The 20,028-nt window shown below is 33.7% G+C and carries 17 protein-coding genes and 1 tRNA gene; 7 read left to right on the top strand and 11 right to left on the bottom strand.

The genetic code is table 11. The features are described 5' to 3' along the window. Positions 1–36: 36 nt before the first annotated feature. Positions 37–109 (bottom strand) — tRNA-Met (locus tag QZ659_RS13880). 214 nt (positions 110–323) lie between these two features. Here QZ659_RS13880 and era point away from each other — a divergent pair. The 3 genes from era to QZ659_RS13865 all read left to right on the top strand — a co-directional run bounded on the left by era (position 324) and on the right by QZ659_RS13865 (position 2,937). Then, complete coding sequence (era, locus tag QZ659_RS13875) at positions 324–1,259, top strand: GTPase Era (RefSeq protein WP_291726428.1); 936 nt, start codon at positions 324–326, stop codon at positions 1,257–1,259. Between the two features lie 72 nt (positions 1,260–1,331). Continuing rightward, the gene (locus tag QZ659_RS13870; RefSeq protein ID WP_291726427.1) at positions 1,332–1,685 is read left to right on the top strand and encodes a hypothetical protein; all 354 of its coding nucleotides are present in this window, start codon (positions 1,332–1,334) and stop codon (positions 1,683–1,685) included. A 28-nt stretch (positions 1,686–1,713) separates the two neighbouring features. Beyond that, positions 1,714–2,937, top strand: a complete 1,224-nt coding sequence (locus tag QZ659_RS13865; RefSeq protein ID WP_291726426.1) for a tetratricopeptide repeat protein — start codon at positions 1,714–1,716, stop codon at positions 2,935–2,937. Here QZ659_RS13865 and QZ659_RS13860 read toward each other — a convergent pair whose 3' ends face one another. Then, a complete protein-coding gene (locus QZ659_RS13860; protein ID WP_291726425.1) occupies positions 2,938–5,226 on the bottom strand; it encodes a TonB-dependent receptor plug domain-containing protein in 2,289 nt (762 codons plus the stop codon). Between the two features lie 132 nt (positions 5,227–5,358). Then, entirely contained in the window at positions 5,359–6,291 is a 933-nt protein-coding gene (locus QZ659_RS13855) for a glutamate--tRNA ligase family protein (RefSeq protein ID WP_291726424.1), read from the bottom strand. A 48-nt stretch (positions 6,292–6,339) separates the two neighbouring features. On the opposite strand from QZ659_RS13855, the gene tsaD reads away from it, so the two are divergent. Together tsaD and QZ659_RS13845 are read left to right on the top strand one after the other, a co-directional pair. Then, a complete protein-coding gene (tsaD, locus tag QZ659_RS13850; protein ID WP_291726423.1) occupies positions 6,340–7,341 on the top strand; it encodes a tRNA (adenosine(37)-N6)-threonylcarbamoyltransferase complex transferase subunit TsaD in 1,002 nt (333 codons plus the stop codon). A gap of 12 nt (positions 7,342–7,353) precedes the next feature. Continuing rightward, a complete protein-coding gene (locus QZ659_RS13845; RefSeq protein ID WP_291726422.1) occupies positions 7,354–8,838 on the top strand; it encodes a UvrD-helicase domain-containing protein in 1,485 nt (494 codons plus the stop codon). A 28-nt stretch (positions 8,839–8,866) separates the two neighbouring features. On the opposite strand, the gene QZ659_RS13840 is transcribed toward QZ659_RS13845, so the two are convergent. After that, entirely contained in the window at positions 8,867–11,155 is a 2,289-nt protein-coding gene (locus QZ659_RS13840) for a RelA/SpoT family protein (RefSeq protein ID WP_291726421.1), read from the bottom strand. Between the two features lie 412 nt (positions 11,156–11,567). Here QZ659_RS13840 and QZ659_RS13835 point away from each other — a divergent pair, with 412 nt between their 5' ends. After that, positions 11,568–12,164 (top strand): NUDIX hydrolase, encoded by a 597-nt coding sequence (locus QZ659_RS13835; protein WP_291726420.1) that lies wholly within the window; start codon positions 11,568–11,570, stop codon positions 12,162–12,164. On the opposite strand, the gene QZ659_RS13830 is transcribed toward QZ659_RS13835, so the two are convergent. From QZ659_RS13830 to QZ659_RS13810, 5 genes are all read right to left on the bottom strand, one after another. Beyond that, complete coding sequence (locus QZ659_RS13830; RefSeq protein ID WP_291726419.1) at positions 12,165–13,442, bottom strand: ribonuclease D; 1,278 nt, start codon at positions 13,440–13,442, stop codon at positions 12,165–12,167. A gap of 65 nt (positions 13,443–13,507) precedes the next feature. After that, positions 13,508–14,392 (bottom strand): DnaJ C-terminal domain-containing protein, encoded by an 885-nt coding sequence (locus tag QZ659_RS13825; RefSeq protein ID WP_291726418.1) that lies wholly within the window; start codon positions 14,390–14,392, stop codon positions 13,508–13,510. 16 nt (positions 14,393–14,408) lie between these two features. Beyond that, positions 14,409–15,236 (bottom strand): hypothetical protein, encoded by an 828-nt coding sequence (locus QZ659_RS13820; protein WP_291726417.1) that lies wholly within the window; start codon positions 15,234–15,236, stop codon positions 14,409–14,411. Between the two features lie 63 nt (positions 15,237–15,299). After that, the gene (gene pdhA / locus QZ659_RS13815) at positions 15,300–16,262 is read right to left on the bottom strand and encodes a pyruvate dehydrogenase (acetyl-transferring) E1 component subunit alpha (protein ID WP_291726429.1); all 963 of its coding nucleotides are present in this window, start codon (positions 16,260–16,262) and stop codon (positions 15,300–15,302) included. A 243-nt stretch (positions 16,263–16,505) separates the two neighbouring features. Next, positions 16,506–17,003: a hypothetical protein gene (locus tag QZ659_RS13810; protein WP_291726416.1), complete on the bottom strand. Its 498-nt coding sequence runs from the start codon at positions 17,001–17,003 to the stop codon at positions 16,506–16,508. Between the two features lie 139 nt (positions 17,004–17,142). Here QZ659_RS13810 and trmD point away from each other — a divergent pair, with 139 nt between their 5' ends. Beyond that, complete coding sequence (gene trmD, locus QZ659_RS13805) at positions 17,143–17,829, top strand: tRNA (guanosine(37)-N1)-methyltransferase TrmD (RefSeq protein ID WP_291726415.1); 687 nt, start codon at positions 17,143–17,145, stop codon at positions 17,827–17,829. 107 nt (positions 17,830–17,936) lie between these two features. Here the strand turns inward: trmD and lysA are convergent, their stop codons facing one another. Together lysA and QZ659_RS13795 are read right to left on the bottom strand one after the other, a co-directional pair. Further along, entirely contained in the window at positions 17,937–19,205 is a 1,269-nt protein-coding gene (lysA, locus tag QZ659_RS13800) for a diaminopimelate decarboxylase (protein WP_291726414.1), read from the bottom strand. A gap of 230 nt (positions 19,206–19,435) precedes the next feature. Next, positions 19,436–19,603, bottom strand: coding sequence for a hypothetical protein (locus QZ659_RS13795; protein ID WP_291726413.1), 168 nt, complete (start codon positions 19,601–19,603; stop codon positions 19,436–19,438). Positions 19,604–20,028 lie beyond the last annotated feature (425 nt).

The following is a 20,028-nucleotide window of genomic DNA, read 5'->3' as shown; positions in this document are numbered from 1 at the left end:
AAAAAACCCCTTCACGTATATGTAAAGGGGTATTAGTAGCGAGAACAGGACTCGAACCTGTGACCTCCGGGTTATGAGCCCGACGAGCTACCAACTGCTCTATCTCGCGCCATTGTTTTGGATACATCTAAAACCTATTTGCCTTAAATGTTTTACAAAGGTACAACTTTTTTTTGAATATGCAAATGTTTAAAGCAAAAAAAGTGAATTTTATTTCAATAATTTCATGAATTTTACTTAAAAACGATGTCTAAATCTGTAATTTTAGATTATTTTATACATAAAGCATAAATTATTCTACAAAAAAAGCGAACTTTGTAGTTATGAAAGAACTTGATTTAGATGCCATTCTAAATGGTGGTAAAGAATCGGAAAATCATAAGGCTGGATTTGTAGCTTTGGTAGGAAAACCAAATAGTGGTAAATCTACACTTATGAATGCTGTGTTAGGAGAAAAACTAGCCATTGTAACTCCGAAGGCACAGACTACTCGTCATCGTATTATGGGGATTTTAAATGATGAAGACTATCAAATTGTCTTTTCAGACACCCCTGGTATTATTTCTCCAAAATATGAGCTTCATGAGAAAATGATGCGTTTTGTAGAAAAATCATTGGAAGATGCCGATGTAATTCTATTGGTTACTTCTTTAGATGAAAGCCACGACGAAGAAGATGCCATAGACAAACTTCGTAAAGTTTTAGAAAAAAGGAAAATTCCTTTGATTGTTCTTTTGAATAAAACAGATTTGGTCAGTCAAGATGTGATAGAACAAAAAATTGCTCGTTGGAAAGAGGTTTTGAATCCTCAAGAAATCTTACCAATCTCTGCTCTTATGGGAGTTAATACAGACCAACTCTTAGAGCTTATCTTGAAATATCTTCCAAAACACCCAGCATATTACGATAAGGATATGCTCACAGACCGTCCAGAGCGTTTTTTTGCTGCCGAAATCATTAGAGAAAAAATATTTCTAAATTATGAGCAAGAAGTACCTTATTCTACTGAAGTAGGAATTGTAGAGTTTAAAGACGAGCCAAAGATTATTCGTATTAGTGCAGAAATCCATGTGGAGAGAAAATCTCAAAAAGGTATCTTGATTGGCAAAAATGGAAGTGCTTTGAAAGTAATTGGACAAGCAGCTAGACTAGATATGGAAGCCTTTTTTGGTAAAAAAGTATTTTTAGAACTCTATGTGAGGGTAAGTGAAAATTGGCGTAAAAAAGCAAATAAATTAAATTGGTTTGGTTACAAATAAGTATAGAATTTTGACTTCAGAATTTAAAAATACATTAAATATATATTTATAATAAATACAATTATTTCAACAATGAAAGATTCAAATTTTCGTATTCCAACAGTTCATTCAGATAAAAATCTTAAAGTAGAAATTACAGGTTCGTTGGCTTCTGTACAGGAGAGTGAGCGTCAGTTATCCAAATTTATAATTGATGAAAAAACTTATTTTGTGCTTACACAAAGTGATATTGACAAATTAGAAGATGGCAATTTTGGTGTTAAAGGATATGCAATATGGGTTTTTGAAAACGAAGCCAAAGAAGAAAATTATGTAGGTAAAATGGTAAATATAGGAGGAAAAGAGCCAGAAATGGAAGCTAAAGAAGAACACCAAAAATATGTATTTGTTGTTTTGGATGTTGTGAGAGAGTGGGTAAAGAAATAAATTTTTAATGATAAATTACAGACTATAAATGTATAGAGGTAGCTTTTTTTTCTTACTAATATTCTTTTCTCTCTGTTTTTTTTCAGCTTGTCAGTCAGATAAAAAACAGTTTGTCGAAACGCTGCCTCCTTTTCCTGATTCGGTTACTACAAAAATATCAAATCAAGTTCAGTTTTTAAATACACAGATTGAACAAAGTGAAAACAACAAAAGTAAGGCACATTATCACTACAAACGAGCTTCTTTATATTTGTCCTCTGGAAAAGAAAATATTGCCCTAGAGGATATTGAAACAGCTATTTCTCTAGACAGTACGAAGGGCAAGTATTATTTTGCTTTAGCGCAGGCATACGAACAAAGAGAAGAACCAGAAAAGGTAATGGAAGCTGCCAAGAAAGCGATAGATATGGATTTTACAGACTTAGAACTTTACCGTCTGTATGCTTATTCTGCTTTTAGTCAAGAAAAATGGTCAGAATCTCTGATGGCTTTTGAAGAAATGGCGCATCGAACAGGAGAAAAGGTAGAAACATTGTATTACCAAGGTGTAATTTGGAATAAGAAAAATGACACCACTAAAGCTATTCCATTTCTAAGACAAGCTATTCAGAAAGATAGTACATATATTCCAGCCTATACAGAACTTGTTAAAGTCTATAATACTTCAGAGCTTCCAAAAAATGCATGGAGAGAGGCTCAAATTGCTTTTCAGAAACTAAGCTCTGAAACAGTAAGAAATAAAGAAAATGACAGAACATTAGCTCAACTTTCTCTACATTATGGAAATACATGGAGTAATCTGAATAAAAGAGATAGTTCGATAGTGTGGTATAGAAAAGCTGTTGAGCAAGACTCTACATTAGATGAAGCTGCTTTACAGGTAGGTATATATATGTATGAAAAAAAGTATTACATTCAATCAGAGTATTACTTGAAAAAAGTATTGTCCCAAAAACCATCTCAAAAGATAGCTAACTATTTATTAGGTTATCTGTATGAATACAAACTCTATCAACCAACAGACAAATTAGAGCGTTTCAAAATTGCACGTAATTATTTTGAAAAAGCATACCAAGCAGATTCACTAAATACAGATTATGCTAATTCGCTCATCAGAATAAAGCGAAAAGTAGAACGAGAAGAATATAAACTTACTCCAGAGTATGAAGAACAGATGCGAAAGTTAAGACTTAGAGAAAAACAACGTCAAGATTCTATTGATAGAGCTATCCTTTCTAATCCTATTTTTTAATTAAAACTTCCAATTAATTCCTACATTCCATCGTAATGGGTCTTGAGGAACACCAATAAAAGTTGTTACATTTGGAACAGAAGTATTGTAATAACGAGCATCTAAAAGGTTTCTAAAACGAGTAAAGACAGTGAATTTTTCTTTTATAGTGTAACCTGCATACAAAGAAGCTACCCAAAAAGGAGTATTTCCAAGGGGTTCGCCAGTGTCATCTTTAAAAGTAGTATGATAGCTAGTACTTCTGTAAAGAATAGAGGGTGTAAAATCAAAGTTTTTGTATGAAAACTCTCCTAAAAGTCGTAGCGTGTGCATAGCACTAAGAGGAAGCTCTTCGTCATTTAATTCTCCATCAGAATAAGAGTAGGCAAAGTTGGTATGTACTTTCCAATCGCCAAACGTTTTATGATAGATAGCTTGAAAAGTTCCTCCATAAGTGGTAGAATTTCCTTGATTAGCAGGTATTTCGGCAGCCGAAACATCAATACCCTTAAATGTTTTGCCTGATTCAATTACATCTATAATCACTCCTGTCAAAGTATTATGATAAATATCTGCACTAAAACGTAAATTATTGGTAGGTGCAAAAGATGAATTTAACTCAATCGTTCGATTAAGCTCTGGACGTAAACGAGGGTTTGGAAGATGATAAAATGGAAGTGTAAAACCAGTAATTTGATTGTTATCATTTGTAATAGGTATAAAATCGCCAAACTGCTGAAATGTTTTTTGGTTGGAAGGGGCTAAAAATGCCTGCCCATATAAAAGTTTGATATTGAATTTTGCATCAGGTGAAAAAACAAGTCCAACACGAGGATTGAAAGCTCCCTCATAACGAGTATTATAATCATAACGAGTTCCCAAAGTCATATACAAACGCTCTGCAAAACTGGTTTTGAACTGTGCATATACACCATAAGTCTGATATTGTGTCCAGTAAAAATCTTGATAAATACTCAAATCATTTCCTGCCGAATCATTTACATTTGTTCCAATATAATATTGTCTTGTTGAAAAGCGTGGGTCATTTCCATCATAAGGAAAAGGCAAGTCGCCTGTTTGTGGAAGTGCTTTTGCATTTTGAAAAAGAACACCAAATGTTAGGTTGGTCTTGTCAGTAAAATAATATTGAAACTGCTGGTCAAACTGAAAGGCTGATTCAGAAGCATATTTGTACCCTTTCTGATAACCTGAATAGACATTTTCAAAGTGAGAATCGTCATCTACTGTAAAAGAGTTGAAAGAAGCGATAGTTCTAAAATAGAGTTTGTCTATCGTTCTTTGAAAAGAAGTGTAAATATTACTGATATTTGTTCCATAACGAATGTCTTTTTTAAACAAGGTATATTCTGGTCGGTTGGCTACTGAAGTAGAATGATATTGCTTATGATAGGTAAATCCTACTGAAAAATTTTCACCTACGTTTACTTTTGTTCCAACATTATAGGCTTGTGTAGGCATAGCAAAAGGCTCAATTTCTACTGTTCTGGTAAGGTCTGGTACAAACTGACTTACCAAAACCTCGCCATTGGTCTGATAACGATTGATATACCAATCATAATCTTCTGGATAAAATTCTGGAAAGTTTGGCTCTGCCGAATAATACTGTTTTCCATAAATCATTACCGAAATATCTTTGATGGCTGCTCCTGCTACAAATGAATTATCAACTGTATTGAATCTACCATACGAACTATTGACCTCTGCTCCTTTTATTTCTGCGCCATTTTTAGTAATGATATTGATAATTCCAGAGAAGGCATCTGCTCCATATAAAGCTGAAGCAGGACCTAAAATAACCTCAATTTGTTTGGCATGATAAATGGCAAAATTGTGCTGTACAGGATGCAAAACCCCAGTAATAGAACTGATACGGATTCCGTCTTGTAGAATTACAAAACGCTCGTTTCCACCAATTCCACGAATAGAATAATAACTATTAGTATAAGTATTTGCCTTCTGTTGGATTTCAATTTCTGGAATATCACCCAAAACATCTTCTAAAGACGTATAACCTCGCTGTCTGATTTGTTCGTCTGTGATGACATAAATGGTTGCTGGAGCTGTTCCAATACGCTCTACACTCCTACTAGCTGTCATTACTCGTGCATTCGACCAAAGATTTTCATAATCTACTTCCTCATCTAAAAGTTCTTGCAAACTTGCCTCAAAAGAGTGCCTCATGGTAGAGTCTGGGGATGTTTTTGGAGCTTTGTCTTGAGCATAAATGGCATTGATTTTTATAAAAAAAACTAAGAGAAACGTAGCAATATGGTAGAAATTTTTATTCATAATCAATGAAAAATTGTAGAAAGATAGTAACAAGAAAGTAAGATAAAATTAGCAGGGAGATTTCAGTCTATCAAATTAGCTATAACTAATCTTTTTTCAAAATTCTGTTTTCTAAAATCAACATTTCAACAATTAAAGTGAATCTAAAATAGCTTCTAAACTTTTCTTTGATTCTATTCCTAACCACTCACAAAACTGTCTTAAAAATATCTCTTTTGTGCCTCCATTTTCTCTAAAATATTTTACTGAAAAAGAATCATATTTATTTCCAGCCGATTTAGAAATTTTATTTCCTTCTGTATCTTCTATCAAATTGTGATGGAGAAATGTAGTTTCTAAGAACAATTTTTTTTCTAAAATATTTGCCAAAAAAAGCTGTGCAGCTGTTGAATGTATCAAGTCTGAACCTCTTACTACAACATTTATATTCATTCTACAATCATCTATCAAGGAAACAAGTTGATAAGATGGTAGCTTGTCTTTTTTTTGAGCAATGAAGTAAGGCATTTTTTTATGAATATTGACAGTTAGGCTTTCATTTAAAATATCATCTATTTGAACAGACTTAGCAATAGAAATATCAGTGTTTATTCGAAGAGCTGTTTTTTTTGTAATTTTTTTATCAGAATTATTAAAACAAAACCCATCATAAACATTTTTACTTTCAGCATGACGAGCTTGTACTACAGAACGAGAACAATCACATTCAAAAACAGCATTTTTAGTTTTTAAAACTTCAATTTCGTTTTGATACATTTCTAAAAAATGATGTTGAGAGTAATTCTTTTCAAAATCTTGGGAGTCTTTTGCTCCTTTGTCCCAATCCATTTCTAAAAAATGAAGTGTATCAAAAATATCTTGCAGATATTCTGTTCGTTTTCGACTTTTGTCTATGTCATCGATGCGTAAAGTGAGCGTTCCTTCTGTTTTTCTGACCAATATCCACGTCAAGAGGAAAGAAAAAGCATTACCTTTGTGTAAAAAGCCAGAGGGAGTAGGTGCAATGCGTGAGTGAATGGGTTTTTGAAATGATTTTAAAAAAGATTGAATTTTTGATAGATTCATTTTTTTATATTTGAAACCCTTAGGGTTTGATTGATTATTTACAAAAATATGACAAAAATATTAGCCATTGAGTCAAGTTGTGATGAAACTTCGGCTGCCGTAATTATAAATGGAGAAGTAAAAAGCAATCTGATTGCTACACAAGCTATTCATCGTGCGTATGGTGGAGTTGTTCCAGAGTTGGCTTCTAGGGCACATCAGCAAAATATTGTTCCTGTCGTGATGGAAGCATTGAAAGAAGCAGGTATTTCTCAAAAAGAGCTAGATGCGATTGCATTTACTCGTGGTCCGGGACTTTTGGGAGCTTTGATTGTCGGAACGGCATTTGCCAAATCGTTGGCTCTTAGTTTGGAGATTCCACTCATTGAAGTCAATCACATGCAAGCACATGTATTAGCTCATTTTATTGATGAGCCTAAGCCAAAATTTCCGTTTTTATGTTTGACCGTTTCGGGTGGACATACACAAATTGTTTTGGTAAAAGACCATTTAGAAATGGAAGTTATTGGAACAACACAAGACGATGCCGTAGGAGAAGCCTTTGACAAAACTGCCAAAATATTAGGTTTGCCTTATCCAGGAGGAGTAGAAATTGATAAACTAGCTCAAAAAGGAACAGTAAAAGACTATGGTTTACCAAAAGTAGATTTGCCCAACCTTGATTTTTCATTTTCTGGACTCAAAACGGCAATTCTCTATTATATCAGAAAACAAGAACAGAAAAATCCGAATTTCATAAAAGAAAACATTAATGATATTTGTGCAACTATTCAGCATACACTTATAGAAACACTTTTAAGAAAAATTATTCAAGCAGCACAGCAAGAAGGGATTAATCAGATTGCGATTGCTGGAGGTGTTTCTGCCAATTCAGAGCTTAGAAAAAGAATGACAGAATTAGGAAAAGAAAAAAACTGGGATATTTTTATTCCCAAAATGGAATATTGTACCGACAATGCTGCTATGATTGCAATGGCTGCACACTACAAATTTTTGAAAGGAGAATTTACTGACCAAACGGTAGCCCCACTTGCACGAATGAGTTTATAAAAAATAATGCACTTGAAAAATAACATACAACCTAATTTTACCCAAGAGCAAGAATCTATCATCGAATCAGAAGGCGATTTGAAGGTGGAAGCTGTAGCTGGTTCTGGAAAAACGACAGCTCTTTTAGAGTATGCCAAAAAGCGAGAGGGCGAAGGTTTTATGTTATATCTAGCTTTTAATAGAGCTATCAAAGAAGAAATTTTAAGAAAATTACGACTAAGTGGACAAAACGATATTCCAACACTTTGGGTAGAAACGGCACACTCATTGGCATACAGAAGTCTTTTTAAAAAGAAAAAATCGCCTTTGGTCTTGGATTTGTCGCTCTCTTCTATTAAAAATTATTTTCATTTGTCAGAGAGAGAAGCTACAAATAGCTATCTTTTGGCTCGCCATACAAAGGATTTTTTTGATGCCTTTTGTCAAAGTACGGAAACACATATTTCAAACTTTGATTATACTGAAAAGCTCACACCACGAAAAGGACTTTCTTTTGTTCAAAAAAATTATGACCAATTAGAAAGACAAGTAAAGTGGCTTTTTGAAAAAATGAGTGATACTCAAATTCCGATAACACACGATTTTTATCTCAAAAAATACCAACTTTCAAATCCTAAACTGTCCTTTGATTGGATTCTCTTCGATGAAGGACAAGATGCTTCGCCTGTGATGTTGGATATTTTTATGAATCAAGAAGCTACTCGGCTTATTGTTGGAGACGAACATCAACAGATTTATGGGTGGCGAAGTGCTATCAATTCGCTATCTAATACAGATTTTCCTAGTCTGAATCTTCAAAAAAGTTTTCGCTGTCCTGCTGTCGTAACAGACTTTGCAAAAGAAGTCGTAGCGTGGAAAAAACATATTTTTCCAAATTTTGAAGCAAATAACTTTGAAATGATTCCTCGTTCAGCATCTTTTCATCAAGATAAAAAAATGCATGCTGTTATTGCTAGAACACATCTAGGACTTATTCAAACAGCAATAGAATGGCTTTTTGAGTCTAAAAAAGTGAGTTCAATAGCTTTTGAAGGAAATTTTGAGCAGTATCTAAAATTGGAAGATGGTTCTTCTATTGCTCAATTATTAAATTTGAAAAGCAAAGCAAGTAGAAAAAAGGCTTTTTTTTATGATTGGAAACAAATTGAAGAAACAGCAGCAGCTTCTCAAGACCGTTCGCTCAAAAGATTGGTAGAACTGGTAAAAAAGTATGGAAATGAGTTGCCAAGTCTTTTAGAACAACTTCAAAACCGAATTACTCAGCCTCATAAAGCAGACATCACTTTCACAACAGCACACAAAGGCAAGGGTTTAGAATGGGATATTGTTTATCTTCAAAATGATTTTGTCAAAGAAGCTCAAATCTTGAAAGCTACTCAAACCAAAACAGGAAAACCAATTTCAGAAGCTAGACAACAAGCTATCAATGAAGAAATAAATATTCTTTATGTTGCTCTAACACGAGCTAGGGAAGAAGTCAGAAAAATAAAACCTTAAACACTTGGTGTTTAAGGTTTTGATAAGGCTAATCCTCTATTTCTTCATCTTGTCGCATTACTTGTACTACTCCGTCAAGCTCTTTTAGCTCATCAATGAGTTTTTGAACTTGGTCTGTATTAACTACCCGTAATCGAACCTCGCCTTCAAACACGGTTTCTTGACTGATATTAAAGCTAATTCCACAAATATTGACTTTGTTTTGGTTGGAAATAATACGAGTAACATCATTGACAAGTCCCATTCGGTCTGCTCCAATAATAGTTAACAAGACTTCAAAAGTTTGTGATTTTTGGCTTGCCCAGTTTACAGAGATAATTCTATCACCATACGATGCCATAATTGCCACAGCATTCGGACAGTCAGTTCTATGAATACGGATTCCTCTTCCACTTGTGGTCAGTCCAAAAATATCATCTCCTGGAATAGGGTGACAGCATTTTGATAAATGAAATTCTATGGTTGAGTCGCCACCAATAAGAAGAATATCATCTTTTTTCTTCTTCTTATGTTCCTTGTTTTCTTTCTTAGGTTTTACTTTTGAGGCTTTGTAGGCTTCATCATCTTCTATAAACTTCTTGATTTGTGTATGCACAATTTTTCCTTTTCCAATAGCATAATAAAAATCAGAAGCATATTTATAACCAAAATAATCTAAAAGCTGATTGACTGTAGCATCATTAAATTCAAGTTTGAGTTGTTTGAGCTTTCGCTTTACAATATCTTTTCCATCTTCAATGACACTCTTTTGGTCTTTTTTGAGAGCTTGGCGAATACATTGCTTTGATTTTGAAGTACGGACATAAGAGAGCCAGTCTTCATTTACTTTAGTTTTGGAAGAAACTAAAATTTCTATTTGATCGCCATTTTGAAGCTCATAATTTAAGGGGACGAGCTTATGATTTACTTTTCCACCCATACATCGCTCTCCAATTTCGGAGTGAATATCGAAGGCAAAATCTAAGATGGTGGAATGTTGTGGCAAAACTTTCAAATCACCTTTTGGCGTAAAGACATAAATTTCATCACTAAAAAAGTTGTTTTGAAACTCATCTATAAATTCTAATGCAGAAAGGTCTTTGTTTTCAATACTTTCACGTACTCTAGCAATCCAACCTTCAATACTAGATTCACTTTTGTCAGTCCCTCCTTTATATTTCCAATGAGCAGCATAACCTTTTTCAGCAATCTCATCCATTCGGTGTGTTCTGATTTGCACTTCTACCCATTGCCCTCGCTTACTCATTACAGTCGTGTGTAGCGATTCGTAACCTGTCGTTTTGGGTGCGCTAATCCAGTCTCTCAAACGCTGTGGACTAGGCTGATAAAAATCAGTTACGATAGAATAAGTACGCCAACAAGCTGCTTTTTCATCTTCACCAACTCCAGTATTGAGAATAATTCGGATAGCAAACAAATCATAGACCTTACTAAAAGGAATCTGTTGTTTGACCATTTTTTTATGGATAGATGAAATAGATTTCATTCTACTCTTGACTTCAAAATCGAAGCCTTGGCGAGCCAGTTCTTCCTCAATTGGCTTTTTAAATTCATTGATAAAACGAGTACGAGAGGCTTTTGTACGTTTTATATGTTCTACAATTTCATCATAAGCTTTTCGATTAGAATATTTCAACGACAAATCGTCTAGCTCCGAACGAATATTATAAAGACCTAAACGGTGGGCTAAAGGCGCATAAATATACTGTGTTTCGGCTTTAATTTTTAGCTGTTTTGCACTTGGCATACTCTCTAAAGTACGCATATTGTGCAGACGGTCAGCAATTTTTATAAGCACTACACGAATATCTTCTGAAATAGTAAGTAAGACTTTTCTGAATGTTTCTGCTTGCTGCGATTTTTCTTGCCCAAACATATCGCTAGGGACTTTTGTAAGTCCATCAATAATTTTTGCAACACGACTACCAAACTCATCTTCTAGTCTTGAGAGAGGAATATCCGAATCTTCTACTACATCGTGTAACAAGGCACAGATGATAGAAGTTGTTCCTAGTCCCATTTCTTCTACTACTATTCTTGCTACTTCAATAGGATGAAAAATATAAGGTTCGCCCGATTTTCTACGTACATTTCCGTGTGCTTCTGTTGCAATTTGAAAGGCTTTTTTTATTTTTTGAGCATCGTTGCCTTGCATATATGGACGAGCAATACGCATTAGATGGCGATAACGTTGTAAAATTTGTGCCTTTTCCTGTTGCTCACGTTCCTTTTCTTTTTTTAATTTTTGTTCTTTTTCTTGGGCAGCATCTTCTTCTTTGTTGCTAGGAATTTCTACTCCTTTTTCTGGTATAGACATAATTTTTCAATTTCAATAAAAGTAATTATTTCTCATATAAAATAGATAATCTTTTAGTACACTGATTTTTCTAATTTCTAAAAAAACAGATTAGATAAGTCTCTAAACTAATTTACTTATTTTTTTTGATAAAATCCAATGCTTTTGAAAAAATATACATAACAAAAAAGTAGAAGTTTGCTAATCTATTAACAAACAGGTGGAGATAACCGTTATTAAAGACAGAGTAATTTGAAAATTAATACTATATGTTTTTTTAAATATAAAATTGAATTTTAATTATATAATATTGAAAAATGTTAGCCTTAGAGTTAAATTTTTTGCACTTTTGCACTAAAATAAACTCCATTTTTTAGACTAGACAAAAACTCTGCTTTTCTATTTTATCAAAGCATTAAAAAACATAAACTTCATGCGTATTTTCATTCAAAATAATTACTTAGAATTTGTAAACGAATATCCAGACGTTACAGGAGGACGTATTCTACAAACAGAAAAGCTAGAAGATAGCTACAAACTTTATCTCTCTCTCAAAACAAGAACAGAATTTACGAGAGCCTATATCCAGACAGACAATATAGAAGAAGCCTTCAATGAGTTTGCTAAAAAATTCAAAATCAGGGAAGCTGCTGGAGGATTGGTTATGCGTGATACATTGCAACTTTGGATTTTTAGAAATGGAAAATGGGACTTGCCAAAAGGACATTTAGAAGAAAACGAAACGAAAGCAGAGGCTGCTGTCAGAGAAGTTGAAGAAGAGTGTGGCGTAAAAGCAGAAGTTGTTAAGGAGCTTCCTACCACTTATCATATCTATACGTATGAGGGAAAAGAAATCATAAAAAAGACGTATTGGTTTGAAATGAGTACGGAAGATGAAAGCACCCCTCAACCTCAAACAGAAGAGGGGATAGAAAAAGTATCTTGGCTCAAAGAAATTGAAATTCCTTATATTTTAAATAATACGTGGGCTTCTATTGAATATTTACTTTCTCAAATTATTGAGTTTTGATTAGTTTTTCAAAGAACCTTTCAAAATATCAAGATTCCATTCATTTTTCTTAGCAATATCTTCTAAAATATCCATTTTCCATCCATTGGTAATACTTTCTATTCCATTCCAAAGCACATCATTTTTATTTTTATTGGAAAGAATTAGGGACTGAATATTTAAGCCATCGTAGTCTGTAAGAGCATCACGCAGATTATTAAACATAATTTCTCTTTGATGAAGGGTTCTTTGATGCTGTTTTTTTTCTTGATAATAGACTTCTTTTTGCTCTGTTTTTTTATCTATTTCTTTGAATAGAGGGTGCTTTCGTTTTGATAAGTCAATTTTTGAAAGTTGGAAAAATTTCTCTGCTCGTCTTTTAAAGTGGTGAGAAGAGCCTTTTAAGGTTTCCCATTGTTCTAATTTTTTGGGTGGTTTTTCAATAATTTCTGCCAAACGATTGTTTGAAATGATTCTATAATGAGGACGATTTACTTTCTTGGCTATCTCGTCTCTAAGATTCCAATACATCATAAAACGAACTCTGTTTTCCTCTGAAAATTTGTATTTAATGACAGCTTTTAGAGCTGCAATAGTGTTTTTGTCTTCTGTCTCATCCAAATTTTCTACTCCAATTTCTTCTAGTTTTTGTCTTTCTTCTTCGTACCAGTTCCATCGTTCTAACTTTTGTAATTCATCTTTCAAAATACCAAAAAGTTCGAGTAAATACATTACATCAGTAGCTGCATACATCAGTTGTGATTCTGTAAGTGGACGTTTTGCCCAGTCTGAAACCTGTTCTTGTTTTTCTAACTCAATGTTTAGTTTTTCTTCTACCAAACTTTGAAGTCCAATATCGTTACTAGATTTAAGTAAAAAACGATACATCAGAGCCGTATCTTGAATGTTTTTTACTTGGCAATCATAAACATCGCCTATTACAATCAAATCAGAAGAACAGCTATGAAATAACTTTTCAATGGTTGGATTTTCTAAAATAGAAAGCAAAGGCTCAATATTTCCCTCTAATTTAACTGTATCAACAAGATAAATTTTATCTGTATCATAAATCTGCACCAAACAGAGATGCCTTCCATAATAATTGTTATTATCATCAAATTCTGTATCAATGGCGATTTGTGAGCAATTATTCCACTTTTGAGCAGCTTTTTTTAACTCTTCGTAGGTTTGAATGTAAATAGGTGTTGGAATATTAGCAGTATTTTTTTTTGTTCCTAACTTTTTTCGTTGTGCATCACTTAATAAATCAGCAAGTGAGTGGCTTGAATTTTTTGACATTTTTATAAAACATAATAAACCCTAAGGGACTTAAAGACCCTTAGGGTTTTTTAAGATAAAAAAAATTACAGTTTCGATAGCTGCTCAAAGAGTTCTTTTTCCTTAGCAGAGAGATTTTTTGGAAGTTCGACTTCTATTTTGATATACAAATCGCCAAATTTTCCAGCTTGGTTATAGACTGGCATTCCTTTTCCTTTGATTCGGAATACTTTTCCATTGGCAGTTTCGGGAGCAATAGGAAACAAAATTTTGCCTTTCATTGTCGGAACAGATATTTTCCCTCCTAAAATGGCATCGTAAAGAGAAACTATTGCTGTGGTATGCAAATCGTCATTTTCTCTAGTAAAATCTTTACTTTCCTCTACTTCTACAACAACGACAATATCTTCATTTTTTTCGCCTTTTGCACCTAATTTGAGTTTTTGTCCATCTGCAATTCCTTCTTTGAGTTTTAGACGAATACGGTTTGTATCAACCGTAATAACTCTTGTTGTTCCTGTGTAGGCTTCTTCAAAAGAAATTGTAGTCTTTATTTCTTTTGTTTTTGGCTTTTTGTTTATTCCTGTTTTTGTAGGTTCATTTTTAAAGATAGTTTCTCTTCCAAAATCCACTACATTTTTAAAAGCATCTTTCATACGGTCGCCAGTAAAGAGGTCTTTAAACTCAAAACCTTCTTCTTTTTTTTGTTGATAAGTTTGTTTTGCTTGCTCTGCAAATTTGCGATAGCTTCCCCAATTTTTTCCCATAAGGTCGTATTGCGCTCTTTTGGTAGGGTCGCTCAAAATATCATGAGCTTCATTGAGGTCTTTAAATCTTTTTTCGGCTAAAATATCATTCGGATTTCGGTCTGGATGGTATTTTTTTGCAAGCTCTCTATATCTTTTTTTGATTTCGTCTGCACTTGCATTTTTGCTAAGTCCTAAAATCTTGTAATAATCTTTGTATTGCATGGAATATATTTGGTTTCTACCAATCTGGTTTTCCTGTATTACGAGGTTTTTTACCTTTGCGTTGTTGTTGTTGAAGATATTGTGCTTCGTTTTGGCGCATGGCATCTAAAATCTTTTCAGCACTTTCTTCTGACAAGTTCATATCTTTCAATTTATCAGCAGCTGTTTGTTGTTGCTGATTTTGTTTTTGAGCATTTTCATCTTCTTTACTTTGGTCTTGCTCCTTGTTTTCTTGTCCGTCTTGCCCATCTTGATTTTGGCTATCATCGCTCTGTTGGTCTTGGCTTTGTTCTTCTTGATTTTCTTGTTGTTGGTCGTCTTTTTGTTGCTGTTCTTGCTCTTGTTTTTGCATTTCTATTTCCAAAAGACGTTTCAAGAGTTCATAATCAAAACGAGCTTCTTCATTATATTGGTCAGCACGCAAAGATTCTTTAAAATTCTCTAAAGCATCTTCATAGATTTTTTTTCTATCTTTTGGATTTGTCTGCTTTGAGCCTGCACGTTTTGCCTTCAACACTCCCACTTGAAGGTTAGCTACACTTCTCACTCTATCATTTTCACTATTCACTGCTTGCGAGTAGTAAGTAAGGGCAGAAGCAATGGCAGACGTATCTTGCTGCTCAAAATAAGCATGCCCTAGGTTAAGGGTAACAGTAGGTTCTTCTAACTTCCAAACATTGTTCATGTAGAGCAGTTCGGTAGCAGCTTCTTTGTAATTTTTTTCCTTGTATAACTTTGTTGCTTCTTTTTTTGCACTATTGGTTTGAAAGATGAAAATAGGATTCCACCACTCCTGACCCAACGAAATACCTAAAAAAGCAATTATCCAAACGATTTTTTGCATTAGTATCACAGTTTTACTTTAGATAAGGACAAGAATTTTCTTGTCCTTATCTAATTTTTCTAATTAGTCCATAATAAAAGGATAATCTTCTTGTCTATAAACATCTTCAAAGGCTTCTTTTCCATCTGGAAAATCAGATTCCTCTGCAAACTTAACTGATTCTTCTACTTGCTGTTTGATTTTATCATCAATTTCCTTCAATTCTTCTTCTGTGGCATACTTATTCTTTAAAATCGTATCTTTTACCTGCTCTATTGGGTCTTTTTTACGATATTCATTTACTTCTTCACGAGTACGATATTTGGCTGGGTCAGACATAGAGTGTCCTTTGTAACGATAGGTTCTAAACTCTAAAAGTGTTGGACCTTCTCCTTTTCTAGCTCTTTCTGCAGCTCTTGCCACAGCTTCATGTACGGCTTCTACGCTCATCGCATCTACTCCTTCTGATGGCATGTCATACGACTCTCCAAGAGTAGATAAATCAATTACATTTGAAGTACGACTAACAGATGTTCCCATCGCATAGCCATTATTTTCAATCACAAAAATTACAGGAATTTTCCAAAGCATCGCCATATTGAAGGCTTCATGAATTGCTCCTTGACGGACAGCACCATCACCCATATAGCAAATACAAAGGTTGCCTGTTTCGTTGTACATTTCTGCAAAACCAATCCCTGCACCCATCGGAACTTGCGCTCCCACGATGCCATGTCCTCCCATAAAATTGACTTCTTTGTCAAACATGTGCATTGAGCCACCTTTTCCTTTTGAGCAGCCTGTCTCCTTGCCAAAAAGCTCTGCCATTACAGCATTTGGAGACGTTCCCAAGCCTAGTGGATGTGCGTGGTCTCTGTAAGCTGTTATCCATTTGTCGTCTTTATTTAGAGCTGAAACAGCACCAGCTACACAGGCTTCTTGTCCGATATATAAATGACAAAAACCTCTAATTTTTTGTTGTCCGTAAAGCTGTCCAGCCTTTTCTTCAAACTTACGCATCAGTTGCATATCTTCATACCACTTCATATACGTTTCTTTGGAAAAAGAAGACTTTTTAGCTGTTGTTTTGGTAGTACGTGATTTGGTGGTAGTTTTTTTAGCAGCCGTTTTTTTTGTTGGCGTTTTGGTTGTGTTTTTTGCGTCGCTCATAATTATAGAATTGTATAGATGACGTTTGTGCGTTTTTTGTGTCTATTTAGAATGTATTTTATAGTAAGGCAAGTTACTATTTTTTTAAGAAAAAGGAGAATTTAGTGTATTGCAAATCATTTATTTAAGTATTTTTCCATCTATAAAATCTTGCATATCTTTTGCTAACTTATTATTATAGTTTACGAAAACTAAGTAATTGGCTAAAAAAACAAGGCTAAAAAATATGGGTAGAAATACAAAAAAGCCAATGGAATCGTAGTATCCATAGAAAATAGAAAACATAGCTGGAAGGCAGGCAAAAACAATCAATATTAAAAAAAGAACTATTCCTGTTGTAAAATTATGATGAGGACGAATGGTTGCCTCAACTATAGTCTCTAATGGATTAGCATCATTTTCTTTAATAGTTCCACAAGCCACAGGTGGATGGTCTTTGTTTCCTCTTGAGTTTCTACCAAATTCAAAGTAATCTTCTTCAAATTTTCCATGATAGGTCAAAGGGGTAAATCCAATTAGAGGTATTTTGGGAGGTTGGGATACAGTTTTATCTTGTAGTCTTCGCTTTACTTCCTGTGTAGAGTGTAAAGTTTTGTAACTTACTTTTTTTGTAGGCACTATTTTATTTAAAAGGCTCAAGGGCAATATATTTTTTGGTGAAAATGATATAAAGATGTTTTCGCTGTAGTCTCTATATAAAAATAATCAAAAATCGTAACTTTGTACTTTATTTTTAGACGATTTTAATAAAGAAATTATGCGTATCGATATTATAAGCTGTTTGCCTCAACTGATTGAGAGTTTTGTTAGTCATTCTATTTTACAGAGAGCGCAAGAAAGAAACCTTGTAAGTCTTAATTTACACGACCTCAAGGAATATAGCAAAGACAAACACGGACGTATCGATGATTATGCTTTTGGAGGAGGAGCTGGAATGGTCATGACACCACAACCGTTGGCAGATTGTATTGATAGTTTACTAAGAGAAAGAAAATACGATGAAATAATTTATATGACTCCAGATGGTGTTACTTTCAATCAAACTATGGCTAACAATTATTCATTGAAGGAAAATATAATGATAATTTGTGGACATTATAAAGGAATTGATGAGAGAATACGTCAAAAATATGTTACAAAAGAAATTTCGGTAGGCGATTTTGTAGTCTCTGGTGGAGAAATTCCTGCTGCTTTGGTAGCTGATGCAATTATTCGTTTAGTTCCTCGTGTGATGAATGATGAAACTTCTGCACTTACAGACTCCTTTCAAGATGATTTGCTTGCTCCTCCTGTTTATACTCGTCCTGCCAACTGGGAAGGAATGGAAGTGCCTGAAGTTCTGCTTTCTGGACATGCTGCTAAAATAGAAGACTGGAGATTAGAACAAGCAATGAAACGAACAAAAGAACGCCGTCCAGATTTGTGGGAAAAATACATTGGTTAAATGATAAACGTAGGTCAAAGGCAATCCTTTGACTATTAAAATGAATGAACTAGAAACGAAAAAGCCATTTATTTCAGATTAAATAAATGGCTTTTTTGTAGAAAAAATTATGAAATAATTTCTTGCTCAATGGAAATATTCTTAAAATCCATTTCAATCTGATTTTTTGTAATATCTTCTAATGTTTCTCTTTTTCTGATGAGATAATCTTTTCCTTCATATATCAATACTTCGGCAGGACGGAAACGAGAGTTATAATTAGAAGACATCATAAATGAATATGCTCCTGCATTCTTAAAAGCAAGAACATCATTTTCCCTAACTTCTGATAACTTGCGATTTGCCCCAAAAGTATCTGTTTCGCAAATATATCCCACTACATTGTAAACTCTTGATATGCCAGTAGGGTTTGAAATATTAACAATGTGATGATAAGCATCATAAAACATTGGACGAATCAAGTGATTCATACCAGAGTTTAAACCTACAAAAACGGCTGTTGGTGTAGTTTTGATGACATTTACAGAGGCTAAAAAAGTACCTGCTTCACTTACTAAGAATTTCCCTGGTTCGAAAACAAGTGTTAGTTCTCTTCCATACTCTGTACAAAACTGGTTGAAACGTTCTGAAACTTGCTCTCCTAATTTTTCAATATTGGTCGTAATATCGTTTTCTTTATAAGCTACTTTAAAACCACTTCCCATATCAATATATTCTAAGTCTGGAAAATCTTCTGCTGTTTCTAGCAGAATGTCTAGTCCTCTCAAAAATACTTCTACATCCAAAATATCAGAGCCTGTATGCATGTGAAGCCCAGTAATTTTCATTTTATAGGCATCTACAATACGCAAAACGTGGCGCATTTGATAGAGTGAAATGCCAAATTTTGAATCTATATGTCCAACAGAAATTTTTGCATTCCCTCCAGCCATCAAGTGTGGATTTATACGAATACAAACAGGAATTTTTCCTCCCCACTTATGTCCAAACTCTTCCAATACAGAAATACTGTCAATATTTACTTGTACACCTAACTCAACAGCTTCATTGATTTCTTGTAGTGATACAGAGTTAGGAGTAAAGAGAATATCAGATGGCTCAAAGCCAGCCAATAAACCAAGTTGTACTTCTTCAATAGATACTGTATCTAGTCCTGCTCCTAAAGATTTAAAGAATTTCAAGACAGAAATATTCGTAAGTGCCTTACAAGCATAGTGTACTTTCATCTTAGTCTTAGAAAACGCCTTACAAAGCTGTTTGTATTGTTTTTCCATTTTCTTTGCATCATATACATACAAAGGTGTTCCATACTTTTCTGAAAGCGAGAGAGCCGAAACTCCTCCAATACGATATTCGTCTTGAGCGAATTCTAACATAATCTTTAAAAGTTAATTGAATTAATCATATAATACACGTTTTTCTTAATATCTTCATAGATAAGAACAAGCAATTTAACAAAAAAAATAATGTAAAAGTTCAATGGATAGGCTATCCTTAGTGAAGAATATCACAAAAAAAACCTTTTCCACATCGGAAAAGGCTTGGTTACAGAATAAATTTCATATTGTAATATCAAAGTGTATAAATAGAATAGCTCAACAAGAGTTTAACCTAGTGGCCAAGGTAGCTTTGGAGGTTCTACATCTCCATCTCCATCTCCATCAGTTGTCATTTCCAGTCTTTCCTCTAATTCTTCGATGTGGAGTTCTCTTTCTAGTTCGTTGAAAAGGTCATTGCAATTTTCGTTGGTGTTGATTTGATTTAAAGTGTTCATAGCGTAAAAATTTTCAGAGTGTAGATAATTAAATTTAGTTGAGTAAATTGTATTAGAATAATCTAATTAGGTGATAAAATGAAGGAGGTGTGAATCAAATTGTACAATTCCTTGTTTTTATATACTCAAAGATAGAGTATAAGGTTGCAGAATCAAATACTAAATAACCTTAGTTTATTACTTGAGTTATCTGTAAAAGATAATTTACTCAAAATTAAATTTGTAAAAATCTGTTTTGTTCAAAATGATATGGTTTTTGATGTAAAAAATGTGATTTATAGCTTCATATACAAAATTTAAGGCAAATTTTTATTTTTCTATTGAACTAGACTTTTTTTACTTATACTCTCTAAAATAGCTTTTGATGAGGTGTAACATACTGAAAATGTGTTAATTAACTTCTAATGTTACACCAAAAAAACTTT

Source organism: Bernardetia sp. (assembly GCF_020630935.1).
Taxonomy (GTDB): domain Bacteria; phylum Bacteroidota; class Bacteroidia; order Cytophagales; family Bernardetiaceae; genus Bernardetia.
Note: the sequence above shows the minus strand (reverse complement) of the source record. Positions and strands in the feature narration are given on the sequence as shown.